This window comes from Rhodococcus sp. T7 (genome assembly GCF_009872365.1).
Classification (GTDB): domain Bacteria; phylum Actinomycetota; class Actinomycetes; order Mycobacteriales; family Mycobacteriaceae; genus Rhodococcus_F.
On record NZ_WXYH01000004.1, the window covers coordinates 1 to 22,578 of the forward strand.

Here is a 22,578-nt window from a genome sequence, read left to right on the forward strand (position 1 = left end):
ACCCATCAGCAGGATCGCCTGGAACACCAGTTGCAACCATTCGCTCTGCCAGTTCTCGAAGGTCGCCGCGAGAAATTCGGGCCAGTAGTCGGTCCAGCTGAACGACTGGCCGTGTGATTGCTGCTCGTTGCGGAAGCTGATCATCTGGGTGACGAACTGGGCGAGCCAGGACCCCAGGAACAGCACCACCAGCACGTACACCGCACCCCACCGTCGCACGTGCCGCACCACGACTACCTCCACCTCGGCGGGATCAGTGCTGCCCACGCTATCGGGCTGCGGCGGTCGAGTCGGTGAACCACGCAGGGCGTGGCGCGAAGCCTCCTCGGGTGTGAACCGATGCAATCGGGTACCCGACCGGTGTACTGGCGAGATGAGGAGGTTGCCATGCCGCGATCGTCGATCAAGGACGAGAAGGTGTACGAGGAAGTACGCAAGGACGGTGCATCAAAGCAGAAGGCGGCGCGGATCGCGAACGCCTCCGCGAAGCAGGGCCGCTCCGGCACCGGCCGAAAAGGCGGGAAGTCGCCGTCGTATGAGGACTGGACTGTCGACGAACTGAAGAAAAAGGCCAAGGACGTTGGTTTGTCCGGCTATTCATCGAAGCGAAAGGGTGAGCTGATCGACGCCCTGCGCAACCATTGACCGAATGCGCGGCCGTCGTGCCGAGACAGTCGAGCAGTCTCGGACCGTCGAAGTCGTGGGGCGCATGCCGGGAAACGATGGACGCGAGATCGGACTCGTTAGGACTGCAATTCCCTGCGGGACGATCACCGGATCTCTCGTGAAGTGGATTCGTGTAGCACAGTGGGTGGTGCTGACCGCCGGCCGGCATGTTCGTGGTGTGGGCCCAGGGAGACCACAGTATCGACCAAATTGCTGTCAGCGTCGGTCAGGGCCGAGGTCGCGATCGTTGCCACAGTCGGCAGTGGTGTGTTCGAGTCCTGGGAAAGTTTCGTCAGCATCGCGAACGCGTGGGCGGCATCGATCCCGAACCGTGCGCGGGCCTCTTCGATCGGCACGGATTCCTCATCGAAGGCGTGCCCGGTCTTGGCGCTGCCACGCCGTGATGACGCGTCCCTCAGCCGGTAGGCGACGTCTCAGGAGCCAGTCGAGGCATCGATCCGACCGGCCGGCACGATCCCTTCGCTGACCAGCAACGGCGCTCGTCCTTCGGTGTCGGTCGGGTCGGTTCGATCGAGCGGGCCGCCGAAAGGCTCTCGCCTCATCCGGGCAACGAATGTGCGTGTGCGATGCACGGGCGCTCGGGTGCCGTGTTTCGGTCAATTCTTGGTGTGCCCGATCAGATGTCGATCCAGTGCATCGATAGTCAGTTCGATCACCGCGTCGAGGGTGCCGGGCTCTTCGAAGAGATGAGTGGCGCCGGGCACGAGGGCGACCTCGACCTTCTGCGCGGCGGTCATCTGTTCGGCAGCCTGGTGATTGAGTTCGATGACCGTGGTATCGAGGGCACCGACGATCAGCAGAGTAGGTGCGGTCACTCGGGCCAATGCCGCACCGGCGAGGTCGGGACGGCCACCGCGCGAGATCACCGCACGAACGCGTTGTGGCCGCTCGGCGGCGGCGATGAGCGCCGCGGCGGCTCCGGTGCTCGCACCAAACGTCACCACCGGCATGGGTGCCGTCGGGTCGTGGGATTCGAGCCAATCGAGCGCGCCGATCAACCGCTCGGCAAGCCGTGGGATATCGAAACGGTATTCACGGGTCTCGACGTCGACCAGTTCCTCATCGGCAGTCAACAGGTCCATCAACAAGGTGGCGTAACCGGCCCGCTGCAACGCGGCCGCCACTCGGCGGTTACGCGGACTGCGGCGGCTACTGCCGGCTCCGTGCGCGAACACGACCACGAATCGGGACCGCGGCGGCGCGTCGAGATCACCGTTGACCAGCCCCTCGGCCACTGGAAGCGTCACTGCACCCGCTGCGTACCCATCAGCGACCATCGCTGCCGCTCCCTTCCTGACTGCTCGCCCGTGCCAGGTGGCAGATCGTGACCCAATCCCTTTCCGGCGTACCCGTCCGTGCCCCGGTTAATCGGAACCTGTTGCCGGCGGCGGGCGCGACTACGCGTGCCGGCGGCGGGCGCGACTACGCGTGCCGGCCATCGGTGAAGATGTGTGGGCTCGTCCCCAGGATGACGATCCCAGTCGCTGTGGTTCCGGGGGCATCGGATCTGGGCTGTGTCCGGGCGGGGATGACGTAGCTCCGCGAAGAATGTGGTCAACGGCTTACGCCGCTTTCGGCCGTCGAGAATTGAAGGTTATTCGACAAACGCTAGGCCTGCGAGAATCCGCCGAGAAAGTGTCGATAACCCGAGTCGGAAATCTATGTCGAAAAACCCCAGCGAAGGGTATTTTCGACACATGCTGATCGGCTACGTGCGTGTCTCCACCGCAGACCAGAACACAGACCATCAAGTCGACGCCCTCCGTAAGGCCGGCGTCGACGCCAAGAACATCCACATCGAACGGGCCGGTGGCGCCAAAGCAACACGGCCCCAGCTGGATCTGGTACTTCAGCGGGTGCGCGAGGGTGACACCCTGGTGATCACACGACTCGATCGTCTCGGACGGTCGGTGCTGCACCTGATCACCCTCGGTGCCGAGCTACGCGAACGCGGTGTCGGTTTGAAGGTCCTCGAGCAGGGAATCGATACCGCCACCGCCGAAGGCCGCGCCATGTTCGGCATGCTCTCGGTCCTTGCCGAGCTCCAGCGCGAGCTGATCGTGGCTAACACCCGCGACGGGCTCGCTGCCGCCCGAGCCCGCGGACGCAAGGGCGGCCGGCCCCCGAAGCTCAGCCCCGACCAGATCGAACTCGCTCAACGGCTGTACGACGCCAAGGAACACACCGTCGCGCAGATCGCCGACATGTTGAAAGTGCCGCGCACCACGGTGTACGGGCACTTGAACAAACGGCCCGCCGCGAAGGTCACCAAGTCGGCGACATCGAAATCAGCCGGGCCTGTCCCGAGGGCATCGCGAGCATGCTCCACGTGCGGGAACGAACCTACAACCCGCGCGGAAGCGGCAAGCCAACGTGCCGACCTTGCCGTCGATTGGCTCCACCCAGATCCGGATGACCCCGAGACGTTGATCGTTCGAAATCACTGCCGCCATTGTGAACCCGGGCAGCTTGCATTCGATATCGCCTGCACCATCTGCGGAGACGGGCCCATCCTCGCCGGCGCACTCGCTGACCAGGCCATGGACGGCAGCCTGTCCGAGGCGGTTCGGCGATGGCTCACCACAGCCGGATGGGTCCTCACGCCACACCTGCTATGCCCGGACCATACGTGAGAGCGATGGCGATACCGCCTCACGCGTCGGCGAACTCATGACCGTCGGAACGAATACTGCACATTTTGAATACGACACCTCTACCAGTCGCAGCCTGACACCCCGATGTCCGCGAGAAAGGATCGAACCGGCATGAGCGCCGCACTCTCCGTCGTCCCAGGCACCCCCGAGCTTGCCGGTGTCGACCCGATTCAGCCCGAAGACTACGCAGATGACCTGCACAACGACGTCGAAGCGCTGTTCCTGTGCGCCCTGCTGTGGGCACCGGCCGAAGCCGCCACCCGAGCCGTCGACATCCTCGAGACCACCGACTTCGAACGCACCACCCACCGGGAGTTCTTCCGCCTCATCACCCGGCTGATCCGCGGCGGTGCACCCCACAACCCGGCCATGGTCGGAGCCGCCCTCGAGCAATCCGGTCACCTCGCCGGTCACCACGGATCCGAACGCTCCCGCCACCTCGCCAACATCACCACCCTCGGCGCCGAACACACCGCCGTCGACCACTACGCCCGCGCCGTCTTCAGCCAGGCCTACCGACGCTCCTTCGCCGCCGCAGCCACCGCCCTCACCCAAGCCTCACAGCAACTCCCCGAAGACCAGCTCTACGAGCACATGTGCGAAATCGGCCGCCGCCAACGCGCCTTCACCGAACGCCGCAACACCCTCAAAGGAGACAACCGATGAGCCTCGACCACCACGTCCACACCGACGACGAACGCGACGCCTTCCAACTCCACGAATCCGGCCTCACCTGGGCCCAAGTCGCCCACGAGATCGGCTGCACCGAGGGAGCCGCCCAATCCTTTGCCGCCGCCTACCAACACCGCACCGACACCGCCGCCGCGGAATCCCAGATCAGCCTGTTCTGACGCCCTGATACGCACCTGCTCACCAACGCCGACGAAAGGAGCCGCTTGCCGTGATCGGAAACCCGCAAGGACGAACAGAGCCCGCGGTCGCGGACGTCCGACCAGCCGCCGTCATCGACCCAGCAGGGACCGCCATCCTCGACAACTTCCTGCGAGCGCACTACCTCCGCACACTCACCACTGACGGCAACGATCACACAATCGAGTAGCCGGCCCGAGCTCGACGCCGAAGCTGCGTGTCAGACCCTTCGGGAATGCTGTCAGCACACGGCCCCAGCAGAAAGGTCCCCATGGCAGTGGCAGCACTCTTCGCGATCGGGGCGCTACTGATCTGGGCATTCGGCTCCATCGCCGCCCGACTCATCGGTGCCCTCATCATCTTCGAAGGACTGCTCCGCATCGGATTCACCGGCCCCCGCCCCCTCTCGGTTGCGATCCTCGCCACCGGAGTCGCCGCATGGCTGCTCGGACACTGGATCTGGGCGTACAAACACAAGGCCTGGCGCACCCGACTCGCCCTCAACGCCTACAGTCTCCCTGGCCTCCACCACCTCGCACCCATCGGAACGAACCACGCACCACACCCCACCGTGAAGTGGCCGTCATAGCGGTAGATGTGATTCACCCGCCGCACAGGAGGAAAGTTAATGCCCCACAGCCAGTTCCCACCCTTCGAACTGCACTTTGGCAGCGACATCGATCACTATGACGAGTTCTACCCACCTGATCCCGGATTCGGCTACCTGTACGTGATCGAATTCGACACCGGGTGGATCAAGGTCGGAAAGACCACCAACTGGCTACGACGCCGCAGCGACAACCTCGCGAAATATCGGAAGCTCGGCTGGGCCGTGACCCGGGCCCCATGGAAATCCTGCCTCCTGTCCAACAAAAGTCCAGACGATCGAACCCCATCCGACCTCGGGGCACTCGAGCAACGACTCCTCCGTGAAGCACGCCGAACCTCCGACCAACGCGAGTTCAACCCGTCCGTACGCGGCATCGGCCGCGACCCCTCCAAACCTGCCGCAACCGAACTATTCAGCGGCTGCTCATTCGACTACCTCACCGCCTACGCCGACGTGCTCGCCCGCACCGACGCTTTCCGATAGCAATATGGTGGGCTGCCGACCAGCGCTCCTGAAACGGCGGGTAGGCGGATGCCGCTAGACCTACAGGTCAGGCGACGCACCCGAACAGAAAGCTCAATCTGGCAGGGAGTAGTGGTAAGTGACAGGTGGCGCTGGACGACCAGGCCATTGATCAACCCCACCGACACCCGGTCGGCGAACGAAATGAGGGGAAATGGCAGCAGATTTTCGCGAGCTGACCGAGCGTGTGGGCTTTATCCACAACGCAGAAACACATGAACAGATCGGTGCAGGACGCCTCGACCTGTCACCGAAGGCAATCACGTTCGAGATGCCGGTCGACGACGATGTGACGACAAAGCTTGGTTTGTCGCAGTTTCCGACGTCGGACGAAGAACTTAGTGAGCGGTTCGTCTTCCGTGACCGGCACGGAAAGGTGGGACTTGGGCGATGCAACCTTCGTTCGTCGACAAGCAACTGGGGAGGGGGTCTACCCGGCTGGGTTCGGCTGGACGCGCAGTATGCCGTCGAGATCGGCACGCTAGACCAGGACTACTGGGCTGTAAACGGTCTACGCACCGAAATTGCAGGGCTTGCCGCATGGACGGGGCTGTCGTCCGTAACCAGTGAACCAGTTACCGACGAGCATGGCCTAATCAAGGGCGTCACCCAGAACGCGGTGTCAGGCGATCCGATCGAGATTGGGACCTCGTTCGGCCTGTCGATGTATCCCCACTTCTCAGCGACGGAGTCACGAGCGAACGGACGGTACACGCTCACGGAAAAGACCTTCGTTCAGACAAAGACTGAGGAGGCAATACCGTGGGAGGAGCACGTGCGTGCGCACCAGAGCATGCAGGACCTGATCGTCCTCGCATATTGGTCAGCGTGCGGGCTACAGGTCGCATCCGTCAGCAATGACCGTTACCCGGTGACTTCACCGGGATCTGGCCAGCGGATCGCTGACAAATGGCGTGAAGTCACAGCGACGTGGGGCGGACGAGGCAACTGGGAGACCCCGATGGAGTTGCCCGCAAATAAGCGAGAGCTCTTCGATTTGGGCGACCTCGGAGTTCGCAATGTGCGGCGTTGGATCGATGAGTCGGAGGACTGGCTTCGAATCGTCGGACCCCTCACGTCGTCCCAGTTCCAGAAAAATCCTCCGATCGAAGCGAAGTTCATGCAGATAGCCGTTGCGGTGGAGGGGCTCGGATACCGAATTGGGAAGCAAGAAGGTCTGATCAATGAGCAAAAGACTAGCCTCGCCTTTCCGAAGTACCTCGAACTTATCCACCAGTCCCTTGACTGCTCCATTGAAACCGTTCTTGAAGGTAGTCCAGACAACGGGATTGGCGCTTATTCAGATTTCGACTCATGGGCTAAGGAATTCAACAAGACATACAAAGAGGCGAAGCACGCGGACCATCCCTTGCCCGATTATGTTCGGGCCTGGGTGCTGGCGGAGTCCGGTGCACTGTTAGTTCGGTTATGGCTGGCGCGTCATTTCGGCGTCGAGCGAGAACGGTTAGAAAAAAATGCAAGATATCTTAACTAGAATTCGAGTGCGCGTTGAGATGCTGTGACACAGTGGATTGCCTTGTGAGCTGTTCGGACAAGTCGACAAGATGAGCAGCTATCGAGTGGCAGTAGCGTAGCGCTTCTGGACCCGAATCGAAGTTATAACCCGATCGACTTTTTGCGGACGGATTTGAAGGAAGTTTGACCGTCATCCCCCATCGGTCTTCGTACCGTTCCATCCAGCAGGTAGTGGCACCATCAGTCAGCGGATCATAGTGTGCCACACAGTTTCGGTAATCTGCGAGTGTTTCGCCGTAGGTGTCCCAACTCAACCTCAGCTCGGACCGGAACGGTTCCGGGATGTCAGGCGATTCCACTGCCTTACGTATTGACTTCCATCTTCCCTGTGGTCCAGGAGCGTAATGCTTCCACAGTACTTTTCGAATCGACTCATAAACGCGCTTTGCCGACCCCAGTAGTGCGTCGATTTCATAAAATACTCGCGGGTTGTTGAAATTTCCTTCGGTGGAGTTGGAGCTAGGGTAGGTACTATCAAATAGCCGACAGCCGTCGGTGTAAAGTCGAATCAGTTGATTCAAATGATACAGTGTGGCTAACAGGCAATACCTCACATCGCTTTCTTCGTAAAAGTCGGCGACTGCGTGGGGTCGGTTAACCTGAGCCAGTTGAATCGCACGCTCATTCAGAGACGATCCATCGGAATCAACTATCGCGAAGTCGTAGCCGGAATAAATTGGCAACCGCGTTGTCGCGAGGACGTTTAGGGGTATTTGAATTTCGCTGCCTGTGGCGATAATGCCGTGCTCAAAGATGTCTGATTCGGATGGATAGGCACCGCTCACGACGGTTCACTCCTTCAGGTAATGACCAAAGGGCGTGTCGCCCAGGCATCGTGAAGAAGCGTAATCACAGGGTTTGTGGATGCCCCGACTGGTGCGCGAACACGCGTCGGCTGGCAGTAGCCTCATCGTTCCGTCCCAGCCACCTGGCCTGGCCGACGCCGCGGCTCTCGGTGCAGGCCGCGTATAACGTGCGCAAGGCACGACACTGACCGATATCTGGATGAGGGTTGTTCGGCACGCGTTTCGGAATCAACCGATTGCAGTCAGGTGTCGATTCCACTGTCGCAGCGACCCGACAATGTGTCACAGAGATCAGGCAGGATGCTCGACATGGAAATCCATACTTCGAGAGAGTTAACCACGTGAACGATGCCGATCTCCAATCCGATCCTCGTACCGTTCTTTTTGCCTTCAACGAGGCAATTTGGGGACAGCGCTCCATGAAAGTCGCCTTGTCGCACAGCGATCCGCTTTTACGGACCTGCCTTGCCCAACAATGGCTGAGCCCCATGGTAGATAAGGCGCGGTCGGAAGGGTACGACCCAGATTCTGTCGCCAGGGCAATCGCCGAGCTTGATGACTCACACCCCCTGTGGGAACCGTTCGAACGAACCATGTTGCGCGGATTCGATGACTGGCCAGATTTACATACCGATGAGTGGGCCGTAGGGGCACACGATCGCCTTATCAGCGCCGACATCGAAACGGTATGGCTCTACGACCGAAGGGGTAAGACAGGAAACCTCGTCCACGGAGATGGCGATCCCTACGTCCCGTACCTTCTTAAGCTCGGGAGCGACGGGTGGAAGGTATTGAACGTGTGGAGTGAAATCGTACCGGTCCCGGGATGGCCGCCGACTCTGAGATAGCAGCCCTGGATGGCGTTTGGCCGCGGGCGAGATATGGGGCAGAAGTCGTCGATCTGGCGGGTTTGCCGACTCATTACTCCAGTCGCTGAAATCGGTGGTTTCTGAGCCTCAGGGCTGTTCGGATCGTCGGCGAGCGAGTTCGGCGCGTACTGCGTCGTAGGTGAGGAACGGTCTTCCTGGTTCCGCATGTGGGACGGCCTCGCGCTTGAGATCCTCCAGGAATTCTTCAAGCCGTTCCGTAGTCCACTTATCCAGTCCGGTGACGCGGCGGTTGTCAGGCATGGCTTCACTATCCACTCCATGTCCGACATCCGTCACGCCGGGAACTGTGTTCGCTCCCCGGCGTACATGCTCCGGGGGCGAGCGGTGCCGGACCGCAATCGATCGTTTCCGGTCCTCGAATCCGGCCGATAGCTGGGTAAGCAACGAGAGGAGCGTAGGCGTACCCGGTGCGGCCGCGTCAATTAGACGAAGCGTGGTTCGAAGCCGATACCCGCACTCGGTTTCCCAGCTGCTCAAGCATATGATTCAGCGCTTCTATCTCGGCCGGCTCGTCGCTCATTGAGGCCAGCAGATCGATGAGAGCCTGTGCGCGATCCTCACTTGGCAACTCCATGGCTCCGTCCGAGGGTGCTTTCAGGCCCTGAGTCTTGAGGTGTTCCAAGTACTTCACCACGCCAATAGCGTCGCGGAGGCCGAGAGGTTGATCCGGTTCGACCTCGTTGTATGCCATCCCCGTGGCGAGAGGAACCGAGGACTCGGAGAGTCGGTCTGGTTGGGTGTAGATGTTGCCTCCGGCATACATGTGGCGGGTCGCATCCAACAGAACAGGAACCGGCGCTTCGGCCTGCGGAATCATGGCGTACGGCGGTTCGGGAGAACGGACAAACGGCACGTAGAGTTCGGCGTAACCCGCGACCGCGAGGCTTTCCTTGTCAGCGAGTGGCTTACTCGGCCATCCGCTCGGTGTGAGACTGAAAAGTGCGGAGCCGTTAGGTTCCACAGTCCAGCCTGTACGGGCGTAGTAATTGCCACGAAAGTAGTCCCACCGGAACTGCAAGAAGGAGAACTCCCCAACGGGCGAAGAGACGGACCACGACCCAAAGAAATTATGGAGATCTGCGCGTACAAGTTTGGGCTGAAGTAGCCCAGACAATTTGATTTCTGAGGTTCGCCACTCGACCTCGAACCTGATCGCGCTGTCGGAAAGGTTCGTAACTCGCAATTCGTACGCGGTGAATTCCGTCGGCTTCGGCGGCTTCTTCGGCGGCACCTGCTGCAGCCAAGGAGGCTTGTGCTCTCGTGCGGTGTAGAAGTTTGAAACGAGCATGAGGTGACCTTCCCCGTCGATGGACGCCCGATCTGCGACACGCCTGGTGGAGAAATGCCGACGCGTGGGATGGTCGGTCCACTCCCTCGCTGGCGGCTCTCCTGATCCCCTAGCGCCACGAACTATGCCCTCAGCAGCCGTCGTACTTCCATGTGTCATCGTTGTTGTCGTAACTCCATGAGCCAGAGCCCGGGCCGTCGCCTTGATTCGTCGAGGAGGAAAACCGGACTGTGGCGTGTGGTCCGGCGACTTGTTCGATCACGTATGGCGATTCAAGGGGTTCCAAGTTCGCAATGTTTGTCGCGATGTCCTCAATCCACTTCTTTCGATCCTCCTGCTGGCATCCACTGGTAAGGGCGACTGCTGCCGCTTCCTCCCCTCTGCCCTGTTTGAGGCGGGCGAGGAGAGTTTGAAGATCCTCGTCCAGTGTCTTTCGGATTGGACAGTCTCGGTCTCGTGGTGGGGGTGGCTCGAAGCCAAACGGCCACACGGTAGTTTCGTCGTAGCAGATGTCGTCGAGCTTGGCGCCGGTGAGATTCGCGTCGCCCAAGATGAGGTTCCTCAATCTGCTTCGGTCGTACGCGGTGTTACCGAGAATGGCGCCGTTCAATCGTGCGCCGGTCAGATCGGCGCCGGATAAGTTGGTACCCCGCAGGTCGGCCCCCCAGAGGGTGGCACCAATCAACTGCACACACAGATCGTCCTTGGCTGCCGGCTCGGGGTTGTCGATGCAATCCATGTGAGCGTGTTGGGCGCGTATCCCGGTTAGCTTCGTTTCCTGCATGTTGGCGCCACGGAGATCTGCTCCATTAAGCGTGGCGGACCACAGGTCAGCGCCTTCGAGATTTGCGAAGCGAAGGTCGGATCTTGTGAGATCCGTGAGCAGCAATCTCGTTTCAATCTCTGGGGTGCTGGTCTCCTCTTCGCCGGTCGCTGGGGCGGCGATCTCCTGTTTGACGTCGTCATTTGGCGCTGGCGTGCATTGAGGGGTCCCCGGCGGCCCGTCCCCTGTCAGGCGACAATTTAATGCTGCACCCTCTAGGTTCGCGCCCACGATAGAGGCACCATTCAACTTTGCACTACTGAGGAGGATCCCTTGCAGTTGTGCACCATCGAGATCGGCCAACGTGAGGTCCGCGCCGGTGAGGTCGGCGGATCGGAGCACGATGTTACTTAGATCCGCGTGAGCGAGGTTTGCTCCCTGAAGTTTGATGCCCGGAAGATTCATCCCCTGCATCTCACCGTAGGACCGGTCGATGGGGTCCTTGCTCGTAATGACCTGCTCACGGAATGCGCGCACTAGCTCGTCGCGACTACTCGTCAGTTCGCGCTGGGCCTCGAACGACGATTGGAACAGGAATACCAGCAGGCCAACTATGACCGCGAACACGCCATCTTTGAACCACCAGGCCGGCTGGGGGCCCGACTGCTTCGGCACCCACGTCGACGGCTCCCGCCAGGAGAACGGCTTGCGCGGAATTGCCGGAGGGCTAGCCGATTCCCCATCAGAATCTGACATGCCTCAACATTCCTGTCACCCGGCGTTCGGCATATCGATCGCTCCTTACAAGACCAGTCTGTTTATTTTCCGCGCTACGTGGCCGGTTGTCACTGGTTGTTCGACTGTCTAAGGGGTTCTGAGTACTGATGCGCGAAGGCGGTGGCAAGGACTCCATCTGCGAATTAGGTGACGCGCAGCCTCGGCGTGTGAGGTCGATCCTGATTTGACGATCCGTCTCAGGGCGGAGCCTGTTGCAGTGATCCGGAGCGAACCGGCCGTCGCGCATAGTTATGCGCTGTGATGCAGTGTTCTCATTCGTTCGATTACGGCCGACGAATTGCACCGATCGGGCGACATCGGCGACCTGCAACGACCTCCGGCCGAAACTATCGGCCGAAACCAAATCGGCCGAAACGTCGAGTTGGGCGTTTTCGGCCGGTCGACTAGACTCGGTCTCGACGCAGACGCGCGAACAGAGGGGGAACCATGTCGGATACTCAAATCGAAGACCGTCGGCTCACGATCGATCTGGTGGCTCTGTACGACATCACCCGCGACTACGCGATCGACCTCGAGTACCTCCTTCTCGAACACGAGGACGCCGCGGCGGACCCCACCGTCTCGGACCGATTCCACGAACGCCGCCTGGCCGTCAAGCGTGAACGGGAGAATCTGCCGCTCGGCACCGACCTCGAGGCACGCAAGGGATTGATTGCCGCCCAGGATTCCTGGCGCGGGGAGATCGCAGCCCTGCGCGCCGCATGAGGCCGCGCCGCAACCGCATCACCAACGAATACCTCGACCGCATCTTCACCACGAAGGTGCGGCGCCGGCTGTTCGATGACGCCCGCCCGCCGGAGACGGCCCGGCCGGTGCTGATCTTCGTCGGAGCCCAGCCCGGCGCCGGCAAGACCCGTGCGATGCACATGGCCATCCGCGACGTACCCCGCGCTCATCCCGTCGTGATCAGCGGCGACGACTTCCGCCAGTACCACCCCGAATACCGCCAACTCCTCGACGAGGACCCCATCCAGATGCCGATCGTCACCGCCGAGTTGTCCGGGCCGATGGTCCGCCGCAGCCTCGACTACGCCAAACAGGAGGGCTACAGCGTCGCCCTCGAGGGCACCTTCCGCGACGAGGTCATGGTGCTTGAGACCGCGCACGAATTCGCGGCCGCGGGATACGAGATCCACGTCGTTGCCGTCGCCACTCAGGCCGAGGTCAGCCGTCTCGCGATCGAGGACCGCTACCTGTCCGCACCATCGGAGCGGGCCCGCTGGACCCCGCCGACCGCGCACGATGTCCCGTACGTCAGCAGCGCCCACGTCCTCGAAGCCCTCGAAGCCTCCGACGTCGTCGATCGCATCAGCATCTACACCCGCGCCGACCGGGTCTACAGCAACGCACGCAACACCCAGGGCGATTGGGCCGAAGCACCCCGCGCACTCGAGATCCTCGAAACCGAACGTGCCCAACCACTGACACCCGCGGCCGCCACCGAGTGGCTCCGCGACTACGAACGCGTTCGCGTCGAAGTCCAGGAACGCCCCGGCTATCTCGAGGGTCCCGCCGGCAGAACCCACGACCAGCTCGAGCGCGATGCCGACACCGTGCGTGAATGGGCACACCCCACCGGACGCAGTCACGGTGAGGACCATTCGATCTCACCCGAACATCAACTCGGACACTGGGAGCATGAACCCTGGCACAATCCCATGCCCCACATCGACCCGCACCCCGACATCGAACACGGACGGCACCTGTGAGCATCATCGGCTACGCCAGAGTCTCCACCCTCGAACAGAACCCGCAGCTCCAAGAGCACGCCCTCCGCGAGGCCGGCGCGATCAAGGTCTTCACCGACTACGAATCCGGCGCCAAGACCGACCGCCCGCAGCTCCGCGCCTGCCTGAACTACCTGCGCGACGACGCCGGCGACGTCCTGGTGGTGTGGAAACTCGATCGCCTCGGTCGATCCCTGAGCGATCTCATCGACACCGTCAACGCCCTCGGCGAACGCGGCGTCGCGTTCCGTTCGCTCACGGAAGGTTTCGACACCACCACCGCCGGTGGCGAATTCCTGTTTCACATCCTCGGCGCGCTGGCGCAGATGGAACGACGGATGATCCGCGAACGCACCATGGCCGGCCTCGACGCGGCACGACGGCAGGGCCGCGTCGGCGGCCGGCCCAGTGTCATGACACCGGACCGCATCGAAACCGCGAGAATGCTGCGCGAGCAGGGCAAGTCATACGACGCGATCGCCGACACGCTCCGTGTCGGCCGATCCTCGGTGCGTCGTGCGCTCAGCGTGTCGTAACCGTCGCAACTTCCCGCGCAAGCTTCTTCTGTCGCCCGGACCGCGGGTCCTTCGCCATCATCACAAAGACCCAGCCCAAGATCAGCACCGCGATCAGGCAGTCGAGGGACGGAACCGCGAAAAGTGGCGCTAAGGAGTTACCGCAGATAGCGGCACACTATATGCGGTTAACCTCTGAGTCATCCTCGCTCGATACCTCTTTCGCGCCGAGGCGACTCGGGAAACTATCTGCGGTAGCTGGCTTCAGGTGCCACCCGGAATGGCGTCAAGTGCAAGAGAAGCGGCTTAGTGCCACTCTTCTCAGTCCTGCTCCTCGACCCCCGCGTAGGGCGGGGATGTGAAAAACAGGTCCACGCTCCCTGCCGGAAGCTCCGGTAAGAGTTCGGCTGCGTCACCGTGTACGACTCCATCAGCGAGTATTTGGTTCAGACGCACCCGATTCTTCATGCATGCATCGTATGGGGAGAGTCGGACAGAGCTTGGAGGCAGGTGCTGGGAAACGCGGGAGATGCCGGGCATTGGTGCTGCGACCCGACGGGCACCGTCTACGCTCGCCAGGCCATCACGGAGTCGTAGGTATCGGAGTCGGACAGCTTGCGAATGAGGTAGGTGACCCAGGACTCGGTGTAGACGTATCGCTCGAACGCATGGTTGTACCGGCAGAAATCTGCTTTCGTCTTCGCTGGGTCCTGAGCGCCCGAGGAAGGACGAACCTCGAAGTATCGCCACGCCTGAGTGTGGTGATGGAGAGTGAACGGCCGGGATATCGCCGCCGCGACTTTCTCGACAACTTGCACCGGGCGAAGCGTGCCCAGGTCGGACACAGGAACCTGCTTTTCTCGAATGATGGTCCGCACCTGGTCCATCACCGCGTTCTGTTCCTCCGTGAGATCCTCCGGACGGACGAAGGTCATCACGGCGTCGGCCTCGGTTTTTGCGCCCTTGTAGGGAATGAGGTAGATCCGGAAATCGAATCGTTGGTCAGCGGCGAGATCGGGTTCCAGCCCGGTATCGAAGTCCTGGACCCATTCGAGGACGCCCCGGGGCACTTGGGATCGCACTTTCTTCACCGCCTCGGCGGCGTCCTCCGTGATGGACGAGAGGAACAGCGGAAACCGCAGCTCGGAGGCTACGGCCTCGTCTTCCCCGAACAACTCGACGAGGGTGCTTTCGTAGTTGAGCAGGTATGCCTGGGTGCGGCCGGCAACCAAAGCCGCGATGTTCTTCTCGTGCCGATGCTCGATCCGATTGCGCAATCCCACGAAGAAGTCCAGGTTGACCTTTCGTGGGTCGTTCGGCTGGAAGAACTCGGCCATGAGCGCACTGAGAGACTTGTACTTCCAGTCGCCGTCTTCGTGCCGTATGCGCCGTCCACGCTGATCCCGGATGTAGACGTCACCACCGGACCTCTCGAAGTGGGCCTGCAGCAATTTCAGCCACCCCATCGACATGTGAACGATGAAGGCTTCGAGCTGACGTGCGTCCCCTGAGCGGTTGTACAGGTCGACAGCAAGTCGCACCTCGTTCTTGGATGCCTGAAGAACGTGCCACCAGTGCGGGCGAGGAGCCATGAACGCCAGGCTATGGCATGGGCCTTCCCGCCCGGCCAGGGGACCCGCGGGTGGGTGGGGGTGTGCGCGGGCAGCCCGCTGTTTGCGGGTGAAGCGGAATCGTATCCGCCGGCCGAATTCTCGCGGTTTCGGAACCCCGCGGACGCTCGCCACAACACCCGTCGAACCGAGGATTCTCACGGTACGAAGAAGATTAGCGCCGAACCACTCGTTCCGCGGTTTATCGATGTTGGTGACGACGCCTGTGCTCGTCTGCACGAAGGGCTGGACCGCTGCTGTAAATCGGTGCCCGAGGTGACGTTGGACAGGGTTTCTTCAGCCGACATCACGATGCGGGCCGTGCCGATGCCGTGCGGGGACGGCCGAACGGGACACCTGTGAACCCAGAAGTCAGAAGTGGTTGGAGCACAGCAGGTCTGGGGTCACTGCCCATCCGTGCCGCTCGAGCCAGGCCAGGACCGAGGCCGGAGGATCGTCGGTGCCGGGCTGCGTGCCGGTGACCAGGGGCCGTCGCCGCACCGGGAGCAGCTGACCACCAGGACATGCGTGTGGGGCTGACAGTGGGCGCAGTGGCGTGCCTCGCGCGGCTGGCCATGGTCGTCGAGGTGCAGCCAGACGGTCGCGAGGTCGGCGCGGTGCGGCAAAAGCTCCCGGCGCGTGGCGGGTTCGTGGCCGCAGGTCGGGCATGTCAACGGTCCGGCGGCCGGTGGAGGCGGCGCCGACACCGTGGACGGCGATGGCGGCTCCTCGATGGAGGCAGTTTCGGCGGTGAGTACCTCCGGCGGACGGGACGGGAGATGGCGGTAGAGGGTGGAGCGGGTCAGCCCGGTCTTGTCGGTGATCTCGGCGATGGTGGCGCCGTCGTTGCGCAGCTGGGTGGCGTGGGCGAGTTGGGCGTCGGTGACCACGCTGGGCCGGCCGGTGCGACGGCCCTTCTCGGTGGCCACGGTGCGGGCGTGGGCGGCGCGCTCGACCGCGTAGGTGCGTTCCATCTGCTCGAACAGCGCCAGCAGCGCCACCGTCAACTGTCCCATCGGGTCGTCCGGGTCGGTCGAGTCGATCCGGATCGGGTCCGCCAGGTTGCGGAACCCGATGCCGCGCCGGTGCAGGTCGTGTATCAGGTTCAGGGTGTCGCGGACGGTGCGGCCGAGCCGGTCGAGGGTGTGCACCACGATCACGTCGCCGGGGCGGGCGCGGCCGAGCAGAGCCTGCAGTCCGGGGCGCTCGGTGGTGGTCCCGGACTTCTTGTCCACGTATATGTTCGCCCGGTCGATGCCGGCCGTGGTGAGCGCGTCGAACTGCCGCCCGAGATCCTGCTTGCTGGCCGCCCGGGCATATCCCAATTCCACACCCGGAGCGTACCGAAAGTTATGTCCGCATCGGTGTTATGACACGCAATTATGGAATTAACTTTCGAGACGTGTTGACCAGCGGATTTGCCGATGGCCGGATTCGTCGGACCGCATCTCACTTCGGTTTTGGCGGTAGTAGTGGTCGGCGAGTTCGTTGCCGCGGGTTCCGCGGATTCGGTGACCGCATGCTACGTCCCGACACACCTGCGCCGACTCGGTGCCACGGCGTGCGGGAGCCTGCCCACATACCGAGGGAAGAAGCGATGGGTACTCGCCCCCCAGGACGTCGGCCGTGCGTCAGTTCTGCACGGAGATCGCCCAAACCTTCGACATCGATGCGGTCAACCCGACCGGCACACCGCCGCTGCGGCAGGTCAGGCTTCCGAAATGCGCGATTGACGCCGTCGGGCGGTCGATGGCTTGCAGTGAAACCGTGACGGAGCCGTTTTGCTCAACTCCGCGGGAGTCGGCCCACCTCGGGGGGATGGTCACGGTCGCGGTGTCGAAGTTGCCGCTGGTTGTTCGCAGTGCGCATGAGACGCCGTGGGGGTCGCGGGTCGGGTTCGTCAGCACGGTCTTGGCAAACACCGCGTGACCGCCGATGCCGCCGATCGGGTGGTGGATGATCTCCACGTCGGACGCGGGGGAGATCGCGACGGGGCCGTCACGGAAGGACTCGCTCATCGGCGGCACGGGCGCCAGCGGGAAGAAAGTGTGGTCTGCACGCGCCTGCTGCGCAAGGATGACAGGAATCGCCATCGAGGTGAGGATCGCGACCAGAATCCGCAGCGCGCGGGTGATCCGAACCGGTTGCCTTACGGACGAATACATGACTCCCACTCCCTGTTCCTACGATTGGACGTCCACCGAATCAGGGTGCTCCGACCCGGCACCCGTCGCGATCGGGGTGCGCCCGAACAGCCGCACCGGGTTCACCCGAAGCCGACGTTTCGCGCCGGTCGGGTTGGCGCCGGCTCACGCGGCGCCGACCCGGCCTTCACAACCTGGGGCGTGCGCAACCGTGGCATACACCACACCACTTCCCCGGACGACACGGAAGAATTCACATTTCTCCTTCGCCGATCGGTTCATTGGAGTGAATCACGAAGCGTGGCGGAGTGGCATCCGGATTGAAGGTGACGTTGACCGGCTTCTCATTGCGTGCGAGGTCGATGTAGTACGGAAAATGAACGATGTCGGCGTAGGCGACACCGGTCTTCGTCCCCGCGTTGAAGGTATTCGTGGAGGACGCCGCATCCTCCGTGAAGATCACGTAGAGCCGGTAATCATCTGCGCAATAGAAGTTGATCCTTCCGCTACCGCCGGACTGTGGGTACAAGGCGACGAAGTAGGTGTTTGCTTGTTTGATGAAAGCGGCCATGCATCCTCCCCCGACAATGCGGACATTTCCCTTTGTACTATGGCACTCCTGGCGAGGTCATGGGTCGATTCCCGGCAGGGAAGCGGCGGGGCCGCCCGGCGAAGTCGCTGAATAACGGTTGTGGCCTGTGGTTTCGGTGATCGATGACGTCGTGTCGAGCGGTCGAGAGCGGGCACGGTCGCTGCTGTGATGATTCAAGTTCCGACGCACACCCGAACGAACAGGAGAATCCGGCAGTCGGTCCCAGCCGGGACGATAGGGGCCCGCCCGAGGGCTCGGTCCGGATGTGGCGGGCAGGGCGACGTGCTCACCCCTGGCGGTCTGACGGGCTCACCGTCACCGCGTTCGCGGAACCGCTCACCCGCGCCGAAATCTGCATCGACGAAACACCGTCCACCTTGCCGCCGCACAGGGCTGCGTCATACCGTCCGGCCGGGCGAGGTCAATCTCTCAGCAACATGTAGGGTCCGTTACCAACTGGCTACTCCCAGCTGCCTTCAGTGCCATGTTGAGTGCGTCGCCGACAGGGTCCGCAGCCTTGACGACGACGTTGGGAATGGACCGTGGCCCCTCGCCGCAGTTCCAGTTGACGGTGTGCGTACCCGCAGCCAGACCCCGGAAGGTCAGCGAGACGGGACCTGTCCCGGTTGCTTGGTAGGTTTGGCTCGCACCCCCATCGACGTCGGCTCGGCAACCCGGTGCAAAAGCACCAGTGACGGTGGTGGTGATGAGGATCCTGGTGGGGCCACCCACGGCGGTGGTGGTCACATGAGCCGCTTGTGCCGTGCCCGCACCGGCGAAGAACATCAGGGGCGCAACTGCGATGATCGCGGCCGCGCGGTGAGCAAACTTCCGCATGACGAAACCTTCCGCGTTCACACCAGCCCTTCACATCCTGTGGGGCTGGATACCAATCGTGCGGTGAAGATCATTTGATTATCGTCCGTGCCGGTATTTGCACGCCACCCTTCGTCGACCCGGAATGCGGACACGCTGGAAGTCGATCCGGGGGGGGGTGGGTACTGGGCCGCCGAGCTCTGCCCCCGTTCACGTGCATGCACGATCTTCGCGCGGGGGTGTGACAGCGAATCCGGACGCCGGTAAACGATCAGCTCGTGCGGGTTCGTTGCGGTAGCTGGCTGGCGTGTCGTGTCATGCCGGGGGGTTGACCCCGAGCACCCGCAGCCACGCTTGGTGGCCGAACTCGTTGCCCAGCCACAACCCCTTCGCTCCCGTTGTCGGCAGGATGAAGGCCCGCGATTCGTTTCCCGCTTGGAGAATTACGCGGACAAGGTCGAGCTGGTACGCGTCGTCGTCGCTGGTGGTGAAGCCTCTCGCTTGTTTGCGGATGTAGACCTGCTGCACACTGTCCAGATCGATGCCCAGGCCCGCGGGATCGCACCGGCCGCCGGGCTCGGAGAAGTTCGGCCGGCGCCAGTCCGGTTGGGACGCCGGCGTCTCCCCGAGGACATACGTGATATGCGATCCGGCCTCAAAATCATCGCTTGGCGAATCCAGCGGAAACTCGCGACCGCCGTCGGTTCCAAAGATGCCGATGTAGAGATGGTCATCGGTACCCGAGCCCGACTCGGAGTGGGTCTGCAATTCGACCAGCATGCCTCGAATGTGTGACATCGCTTGTTCCCCTTCCCTCGCATGTGTCCTGACCGTCTGCCCAATCGCCGTCAGTGCGTAGCTAAAGCATGCGCGTTGGCGAGCTGTCCGAGGGCGTCTTTGCCGCGAACCGATTCTCGAATGGCGTCTGCACGGCCAGTGCGATAACTGAAATTATCGTGCCCGAGTGCGCATAGATCATGAGTGACACGGAGCGGCGGTGTCCTGGCTCGGTGAAGGTGGCGACGACGACGGCTCAGCGAACCTTGTGAAGTGACAGGCGGGTTGTCCAATTGACAACCTTTTTGTCCAATCGTGCCTACGGGGGCTTGTCCAGCCACTGAAGACCGCCCTCATGAAAGCCCCCCGACCGCGCTCGCTGCCCTGTGATCGCCGCAGGTCCGGACCCCCATCCCCACACGAGGATGGCTCCGGCCGGTCTTTTACGTTGGACAACGTCACTGACGCGACGCGCACGGAGACCGACGATTTTCGATCATTGGACAGGTTAATCGGCACACCGACCCGGCATTCCAGCAGCAACGCGATGGACAACTACCTGGTCCGATTGGACATCTTCGGTGTCACTTCACAACCGCGCTGCCGCCGGTGCCGCCGGTGCCGCCGCTGTCGATGGCTGCTCGGTGGAGTTCGTCGGAGCGGTCGTTGTGGATGTGCGCCCGAACTCACGGATCGATGCCCGGATTAGGCGCTGTTCGACAGGACGGTGTGTGGGTCGGTGGGCTGGGACTGCCGCCGGGCGGCGACGTACCGAGGGTGCGGGCGGCGAATCTGCGCTGGCTGTCCGGTTCGCATCCTCGCTGCCGCATGGCCGGACGGGCGTCGCATGGGTGCGGTATTCGCCTGTGTCGCGGCGGTTGGACGACGGTGGATGGGCGACGGTGTCGCCGAGGTAGGTGAGCCGATTTCGGTGGTGCCGATGCTGTTCTGCGTTGGCCAGTGCGTGGCACGAGGGCTGAACCCCCGAACCGTGAGGACGTCGAACCTGACCGATCGTGCCCGCGGGCAATCCGGACCGGGCGGAGTATCGGCGGCGCGCTCACGCAGCCGCCAGACGGCAGACCGCACCTGCCTGACGTGCCAGCCGCCGGGTCCTGGGACTCGTATTTCTATCCACCTCCCGATCACCGCACACTGCGCAACCTGTTCGACGAACGCCAATCCCCACGATCACGCCCAGCCATCCGGCCGCGCGTGAAACTACCAGCGCTGCGACGAGCAGCAGGACCGCGGCCGCCAGCAGTAGTGCCGTCATCGACGTGTGTAAGGTCACGGCCTGATTATCGATCTGCTCGATGATTCCGGCGGGGAAGCCATCGCGCAGATCGATCAGCGCGACGTCGCCCCGGTGCAATGCCGACGACGACGGGAGGAAGGCCCACGGCCGTCGGACACGAGTCGCAGTCGGTGAAGCCCTTGTGGGCACCGGCTTAGCGTAGAACGTGTTCTTGAAGCTGCAGCTCGCGGCGCTGGACGCTGCCGTCCCAGGACCCAAAGGGCGCGTGGTTGTGCAGCTTTCGGCGTGACGCTCGACCGCCTGGTGAGGGCCCGATCGGTTCGGTCGGATGGCCAACTGAACTTGATCCCCAGAATGCGGTGATTTTCCAACCCGGACCCTCCCCAAGCCCCGCAACCATACCGTTAGCAAAGTTCTCGAATCATATCCCATTCAACCTCCCTACTTATGCCGAAAGGACGGCAGAATCCCCGCTACGACCGACCAATTCCTCTCAGACACCCAGTTATAGGAGCCTAATGATTCCCAACTCCGGAAATGTCCTTCCTCCCCTGCAGTCATTGACAAACGCCGAGAACACGAGCGAGAATCATTGCATAGATCGTGATCCGAATCACATACCTGCACCAAACCTTCGGAATCCTGGACCAACGTGCGTAGCGCGCTGGCCCAGCCCCGGACTAATGAGATCTTCGTCGCCAAAAACGTCCACCGATGGGACTAAGTCGTGATCTCTTACAAAAGGCTCGAAGATGTCACTTCGCGTGATGTCGAAACTCTCTTTGCAAGTCGCGAGTCAGATTTGCACCGGAAGGTTGACGCCACTCGCGATGCATATTTCGGGTTTATCTTCCCAATTACTCGACCTGACTTCGTAGCTGTTGCGCGAGCGTTCGATCTGAACAACGAGATGGCAAAGGCTCTGTACAGCAGGGGGACTGCGTTCTCTACGTTTCGCCCGAATGGTCGTCTGGGTCAAATTACGAATCACATCGTTGGCTCGTCCCTGCTTGCCCTGCGCGACATGGACCTTGATACCGGACTGCGGGAAGTTAGCGATGAAACCCTCGCTGCGCTTATTTCGAGCAATGAGCACACGGTTGTAGAGATAGCGGAAGCTCGCCAGTCCTGGTTCGGACGGGTATTTTTTCCGGCGATTGCATTTGCAAATGCGATTGCAGTCTTTGGCGGAAGCGTCACCCCAGAATCTGTCTGGGACCTGGCGCAGGGCTACGGTTTCGCTGCCGCTGCAGGAGAACGACAGACCGTTCGCGGAGACTTCGGCATAGCCATGTGGCTGACGCTCCTCGCGCGCACGTAAAGCTCTCCGACTTGAACTATCACGAATCCCATTGCAAAGGTGTTCGACCAAATCGGAAGGAACGTAATGAAAGACGACGTACAGCGGCTGAGCCTAGACGAGTTCATGGAGCAGCCGCTCCCTGGCAACATTCACGAGCTCCTCGGCCATTTCAACGGTGGCTCGTTCATGGAGTGTCACCAGAAAGTCTTTGAGGCCACCGGCATTTGGGTAGACGAACTCGTGCCAGTGTTCCAACGTTTTGACGCGATGGTGGTTACCCGCGACGTCCGACCTGAAGCTGTACGTTAGCGCAGCGGGACCTGGCTGGTGAGTCCAGACCTTGAGACATCATTCGTTGACCTCCTTGATGAATGGGTTCCGCCTAACCAGGCGTTTCTCGCGAGGTCTGCAG

25 protein-coding genes are annotated in these 22,578 nt (G+C 62.0%); 14 read left to right on the forward strand and 11 right to left on the reverse strand.

Translation table 11 applies throughout. The annotated features are described in order from the left end of the window. The coding region (locus MLGJGCBP_RS00475) for a DUF6766 family protein (RefSeq protein ID WP_201452914.1) at positions 1 to 267 on the reverse strand (267 nt) is incomplete at its 3' end. 120 nt (positions 268 to 387) lie between these two features. Here MLGJGCBP_RS00475 and MLGJGCBP_RS00480 point away from each other — a divergent pair. Further along, on the forward strand, positions 388 to 645 hold the full coding sequence (locus MLGJGCBP_RS00480) for a DUF7218 family protein (protein ID WP_160093651.1): 258 nt from the start codon (positions 388 to 390) through the stop codon (positions 643 to 645). 638 nt (positions 646 to 1,283) lie between these two features. Here MLGJGCBP_RS00480 and MLGJGCBP_RS00485 read toward each other — a convergent pair. Then, entirely contained in the window at positions 1,284 to 1,964 is a 681-nt protein-coding gene (locus tag MLGJGCBP_RS00485; RefSeq protein WP_160093652.1) for a dienelactone hydrolase family protein, read from the reverse strand. 420 nt (positions 1,965 to 2,384) lie between these two features. On the opposite strand from MLGJGCBP_RS00485, the gene MLGJGCBP_RS00490 reads away from it, so the two are divergent. The 7 genes from MLGJGCBP_RS00490 (at position 2,385) to MLGJGCBP_RS00520 (ending at position 6,838) form a co-directional block, all read left to right on the forward strand. Further along, complete coding sequence (locus MLGJGCBP_RS00490; RefSeq protein WP_160093653.1) at positions 2,385 to 3,320, forward strand: recombinase family protein; 936 nt, start codon at positions 2,385 to 2,387, stop codon at positions 3,318 to 3,320. 132 nt (positions 3,321 to 3,452) lie between these two features. Then, on the forward strand, positions 3,453 to 4,007 hold the full coding sequence (locus MLGJGCBP_RS00495) for a DnaB-like helicase N-terminal domain-containing protein (protein WP_160093654.1): 555 nt from the start codon (positions 3,453 to 3,455) through the stop codon (positions 4,005 to 4,007). Continuing rightward, positions 4,004 to 4,192 carry a hypothetical protein gene (locus MLGJGCBP_RS00500; RefSeq protein WP_160093655.1) on the forward strand — a complete coding sequence of 63 codons (189 nt, stop codon included), beginning with the start codon at positions 4,004 to 4,006 and terminating at the stop codon, positions 4,190 to 4,192. Before MLGJGCBP_RS00495 ends, MLGJGCBP_RS00500 begins: the two co-directional genes overlap by 4 nt. 50 nt (positions 4,193 to 4,242) lie before the next feature. Continuing rightward, the gene (locus MLGJGCBP_RS00505) at positions 4,243 to 4,401 is read left to right on the forward strand and encodes a hypothetical protein (protein WP_160093656.1); all 159 of its coding nucleotides are present in this window, start codon (positions 4,243 to 4,245) and stop codon (positions 4,399 to 4,401) included. Positions 4,402 to 4,482: 81 nt separating this feature from the next. After that, a complete protein-coding gene (locus MLGJGCBP_RS00510) occupies positions 4,483 to 4,800 on the forward strand; it encodes a hypothetical protein (RefSeq protein WP_160093657.1) in 318 nt (105 codons plus the stop codon). A 39-nt stretch (positions 4,801 to 4,839) separates the two neighbouring features. Continuing rightward, a complete protein-coding gene (locus tag MLGJGCBP_RS00515; protein ID WP_160093658.1) occupies positions 4,840 to 5,304 on the forward strand; it encodes a hypothetical protein in 465 nt (154 codons plus the stop codon). Between the two features lie 193 nt (positions 5,305 to 5,497). Beyond that, positions 5,498 to 6,838 (forward strand): HEPN domain-containing protein, encoded by a 1,341-nt coding sequence (locus tag MLGJGCBP_RS00520; protein ID WP_160093659.1) that lies wholly within the window; start codon positions 5,498 to 5,500, stop codon positions 6,836 to 6,838. Here MLGJGCBP_RS00520 and MLGJGCBP_RS00525 read toward each other — a convergent pair. The 3 genes from MLGJGCBP_RS00525 to MLGJGCBP_RS53640 form a co-directional block, all read right to left on the reverse strand. Continuing rightward, positions 6,831 to 7,664: a hypothetical protein gene (locus MLGJGCBP_RS00525; protein WP_160093660.1), complete on the reverse strand. Its 834-nt coding sequence runs from the start codon at positions 7,662 to 7,664 to the stop codon at positions 6,831 to 6,833. The genes MLGJGCBP_RS00520 and MLGJGCBP_RS00525 overlap by 8 nt on opposite strands. Before the next feature lie 1,329 nt (positions 7,665 to 8,993). After that, entirely contained in the window at positions 8,994 to 9,863 is an 870-nt protein-coding gene (locus tag MLGJGCBP_RS00530) for a hypothetical protein (RefSeq protein ID WP_160093661.1), read from the reverse strand. Between the two features lie 130 nt (positions 9,864 to 9,993). Further along, positions 9,994 to 11,301, reverse strand: coding sequence for a pentapeptide repeat-containing protein (locus MLGJGCBP_RS53640; protein WP_160093662.1), 1,308 nt, complete (start codon positions 11,299 to 11,301; stop codon positions 9,994 to 9,996). 549 nt (positions 11,302 to 11,850) lie between these two features. On the opposite strand from MLGJGCBP_RS53640, the gene MLGJGCBP_RS00540 reads away from it, so the two are divergent. The 3 genes from MLGJGCBP_RS00540 to MLGJGCBP_RS00550 are packed head-to-tail and all read left to right on the forward strand — an operon-like array spanning position 11,851 to position 13,687. Then, complete coding sequence (locus MLGJGCBP_RS00540; RefSeq protein WP_160093663.1) at positions 11,851 to 12,129, forward strand: hypothetical protein; 279 nt, start codon at positions 11,851 to 11,853, stop codon at positions 12,127 to 12,129. Then, positions 12,126 to 13,133, forward strand: coding sequence for a zeta toxin family protein (locus tag MLGJGCBP_RS00545; protein WP_160093664.1), 1,008 nt, complete (start codon positions 12,126 to 12,128; stop codon positions 13,131 to 13,133). The genes MLGJGCBP_RS00540 and MLGJGCBP_RS00545 overlap by 4 nt, the downstream gene beginning before the upstream one ends. After that, on the forward strand, positions 13,130 to 13,687 hold the full coding sequence (locus MLGJGCBP_RS00550) for a recombinase family protein (RefSeq protein WP_160093665.1): 558 nt from the start codon (positions 13,130 to 13,132) through the stop codon (positions 13,685 to 13,687). Before MLGJGCBP_RS00545 ends, MLGJGCBP_RS00550 begins: the two co-directional genes overlap by 4 nt. A 545-nt stretch (positions 13,688 to 14,232) precedes the next feature. On the opposite strand, the gene MLGJGCBP_RS00560 is transcribed toward MLGJGCBP_RS00550, so the two are convergent. The 4 genes from MLGJGCBP_RS00560 to MLGJGCBP_RS00575 all read right to left on the reverse strand — a co-directional run bounded on the left by MLGJGCBP_RS00560 (position 14,233) and on the right by MLGJGCBP_RS00575 (position 17,991). Further along, positions 14,233 to 15,258 (reverse strand): DUF3644 domain-containing protein, encoded by a 1,026-nt coding sequence (locus MLGJGCBP_RS00560; RefSeq protein WP_201452917.1) that lies wholly within the window; start codon positions 15,256 to 15,258, stop codon positions 14,233 to 14,235. 422 nt (positions 15,259 to 15,680) lie between these two features. Continuing rightward, a complete protein-coding gene (locus tag MLGJGCBP_RS00565; protein WP_236580849.1) occupies positions 15,681 to 16,607 on the reverse strand; it encodes a recombinase family protein in 927 nt (308 codons plus the stop codon). A 300-nt stretch (positions 16,608 to 16,907) separates the two neighbouring features. After that, entirely contained in the window at positions 16,908 to 17,441 is a 534-nt protein-coding gene (locus MLGJGCBP_RS00570) for a hypothetical protein (protein ID WP_160093667.1), read from the reverse strand. Between the two features lie 232 nt (positions 17,442 to 17,673). Continuing rightward, positions 17,674 to 17,991, reverse strand: a complete 318-nt coding sequence (locus MLGJGCBP_RS00575) for a hypothetical protein (RefSeq protein WP_160093668.1) — start codon at positions 17,989 to 17,991, stop codon at positions 17,674 to 17,676. A 768-nt stretch (positions 17,992 to 18,759) separates the two neighbouring features. Here MLGJGCBP_RS00575 and MLGJGCBP_RS00580 point away from each other — a divergent pair. After that, positions 18,760 to 18,927: a hypothetical protein gene (locus tag MLGJGCBP_RS00580; RefSeq protein WP_160093669.1), complete on the forward strand. Its 168-nt coding sequence runs from the start codon at positions 18,760 to 18,762 to the stop codon at positions 18,925 to 18,927. A gap of 216 nt (positions 18,928 to 19,143) precedes the next feature. On the opposite strand, the gene MLGJGCBP_RS00585 is transcribed toward MLGJGCBP_RS00580, so the two are convergent. After that, the gene (locus tag MLGJGCBP_RS00585) at positions 19,144 to 19,608 is read right to left on the reverse strand and encodes a PLAT/LH2 domain-containing protein (RefSeq protein ID WP_160093670.1); all 465 of its coding nucleotides are present in this window, start codon (positions 19,606 to 19,608) and stop codon (positions 19,144 to 19,146) included. 1,057 nt (positions 19,609 to 20,665) lie between these two features. Further along, entirely contained in the window at positions 20,666 to 20,980 is a 315-nt protein-coding gene (locus MLGJGCBP_RS51250) for a hypothetical protein (protein ID WP_236580850.1), read from the reverse strand. 610 nt (positions 20,981 to 21,590) lie between these two features. Between MLGJGCBP_RS51250 and MLGJGCBP_RS00595 the strand changes: the two genes are divergently transcribed. Both MLGJGCBP_RS00595 and MLGJGCBP_RS00600 read left to right on the forward strand, forming a co-directional pair. Further along, positions 21,591 to 22,184, forward strand: coding sequence for a hypothetical protein (locus tag MLGJGCBP_RS00595; protein ID WP_160093671.1), 594 nt, complete (start codon positions 21,591 to 21,593; stop codon positions 22,182 to 22,184). Positions 22,185 to 22,250: 66 nt separating this feature from the next. After that, a complete protein-coding gene (locus MLGJGCBP_RS00600; protein WP_160093672.1) occupies positions 22,251 to 22,475 on the forward strand; it encodes a hypothetical protein in 225 nt (74 codons plus the stop codon). The last annotated feature ends 103 nt before the right edge of the window (positions 22,476 to 22,578 follow it).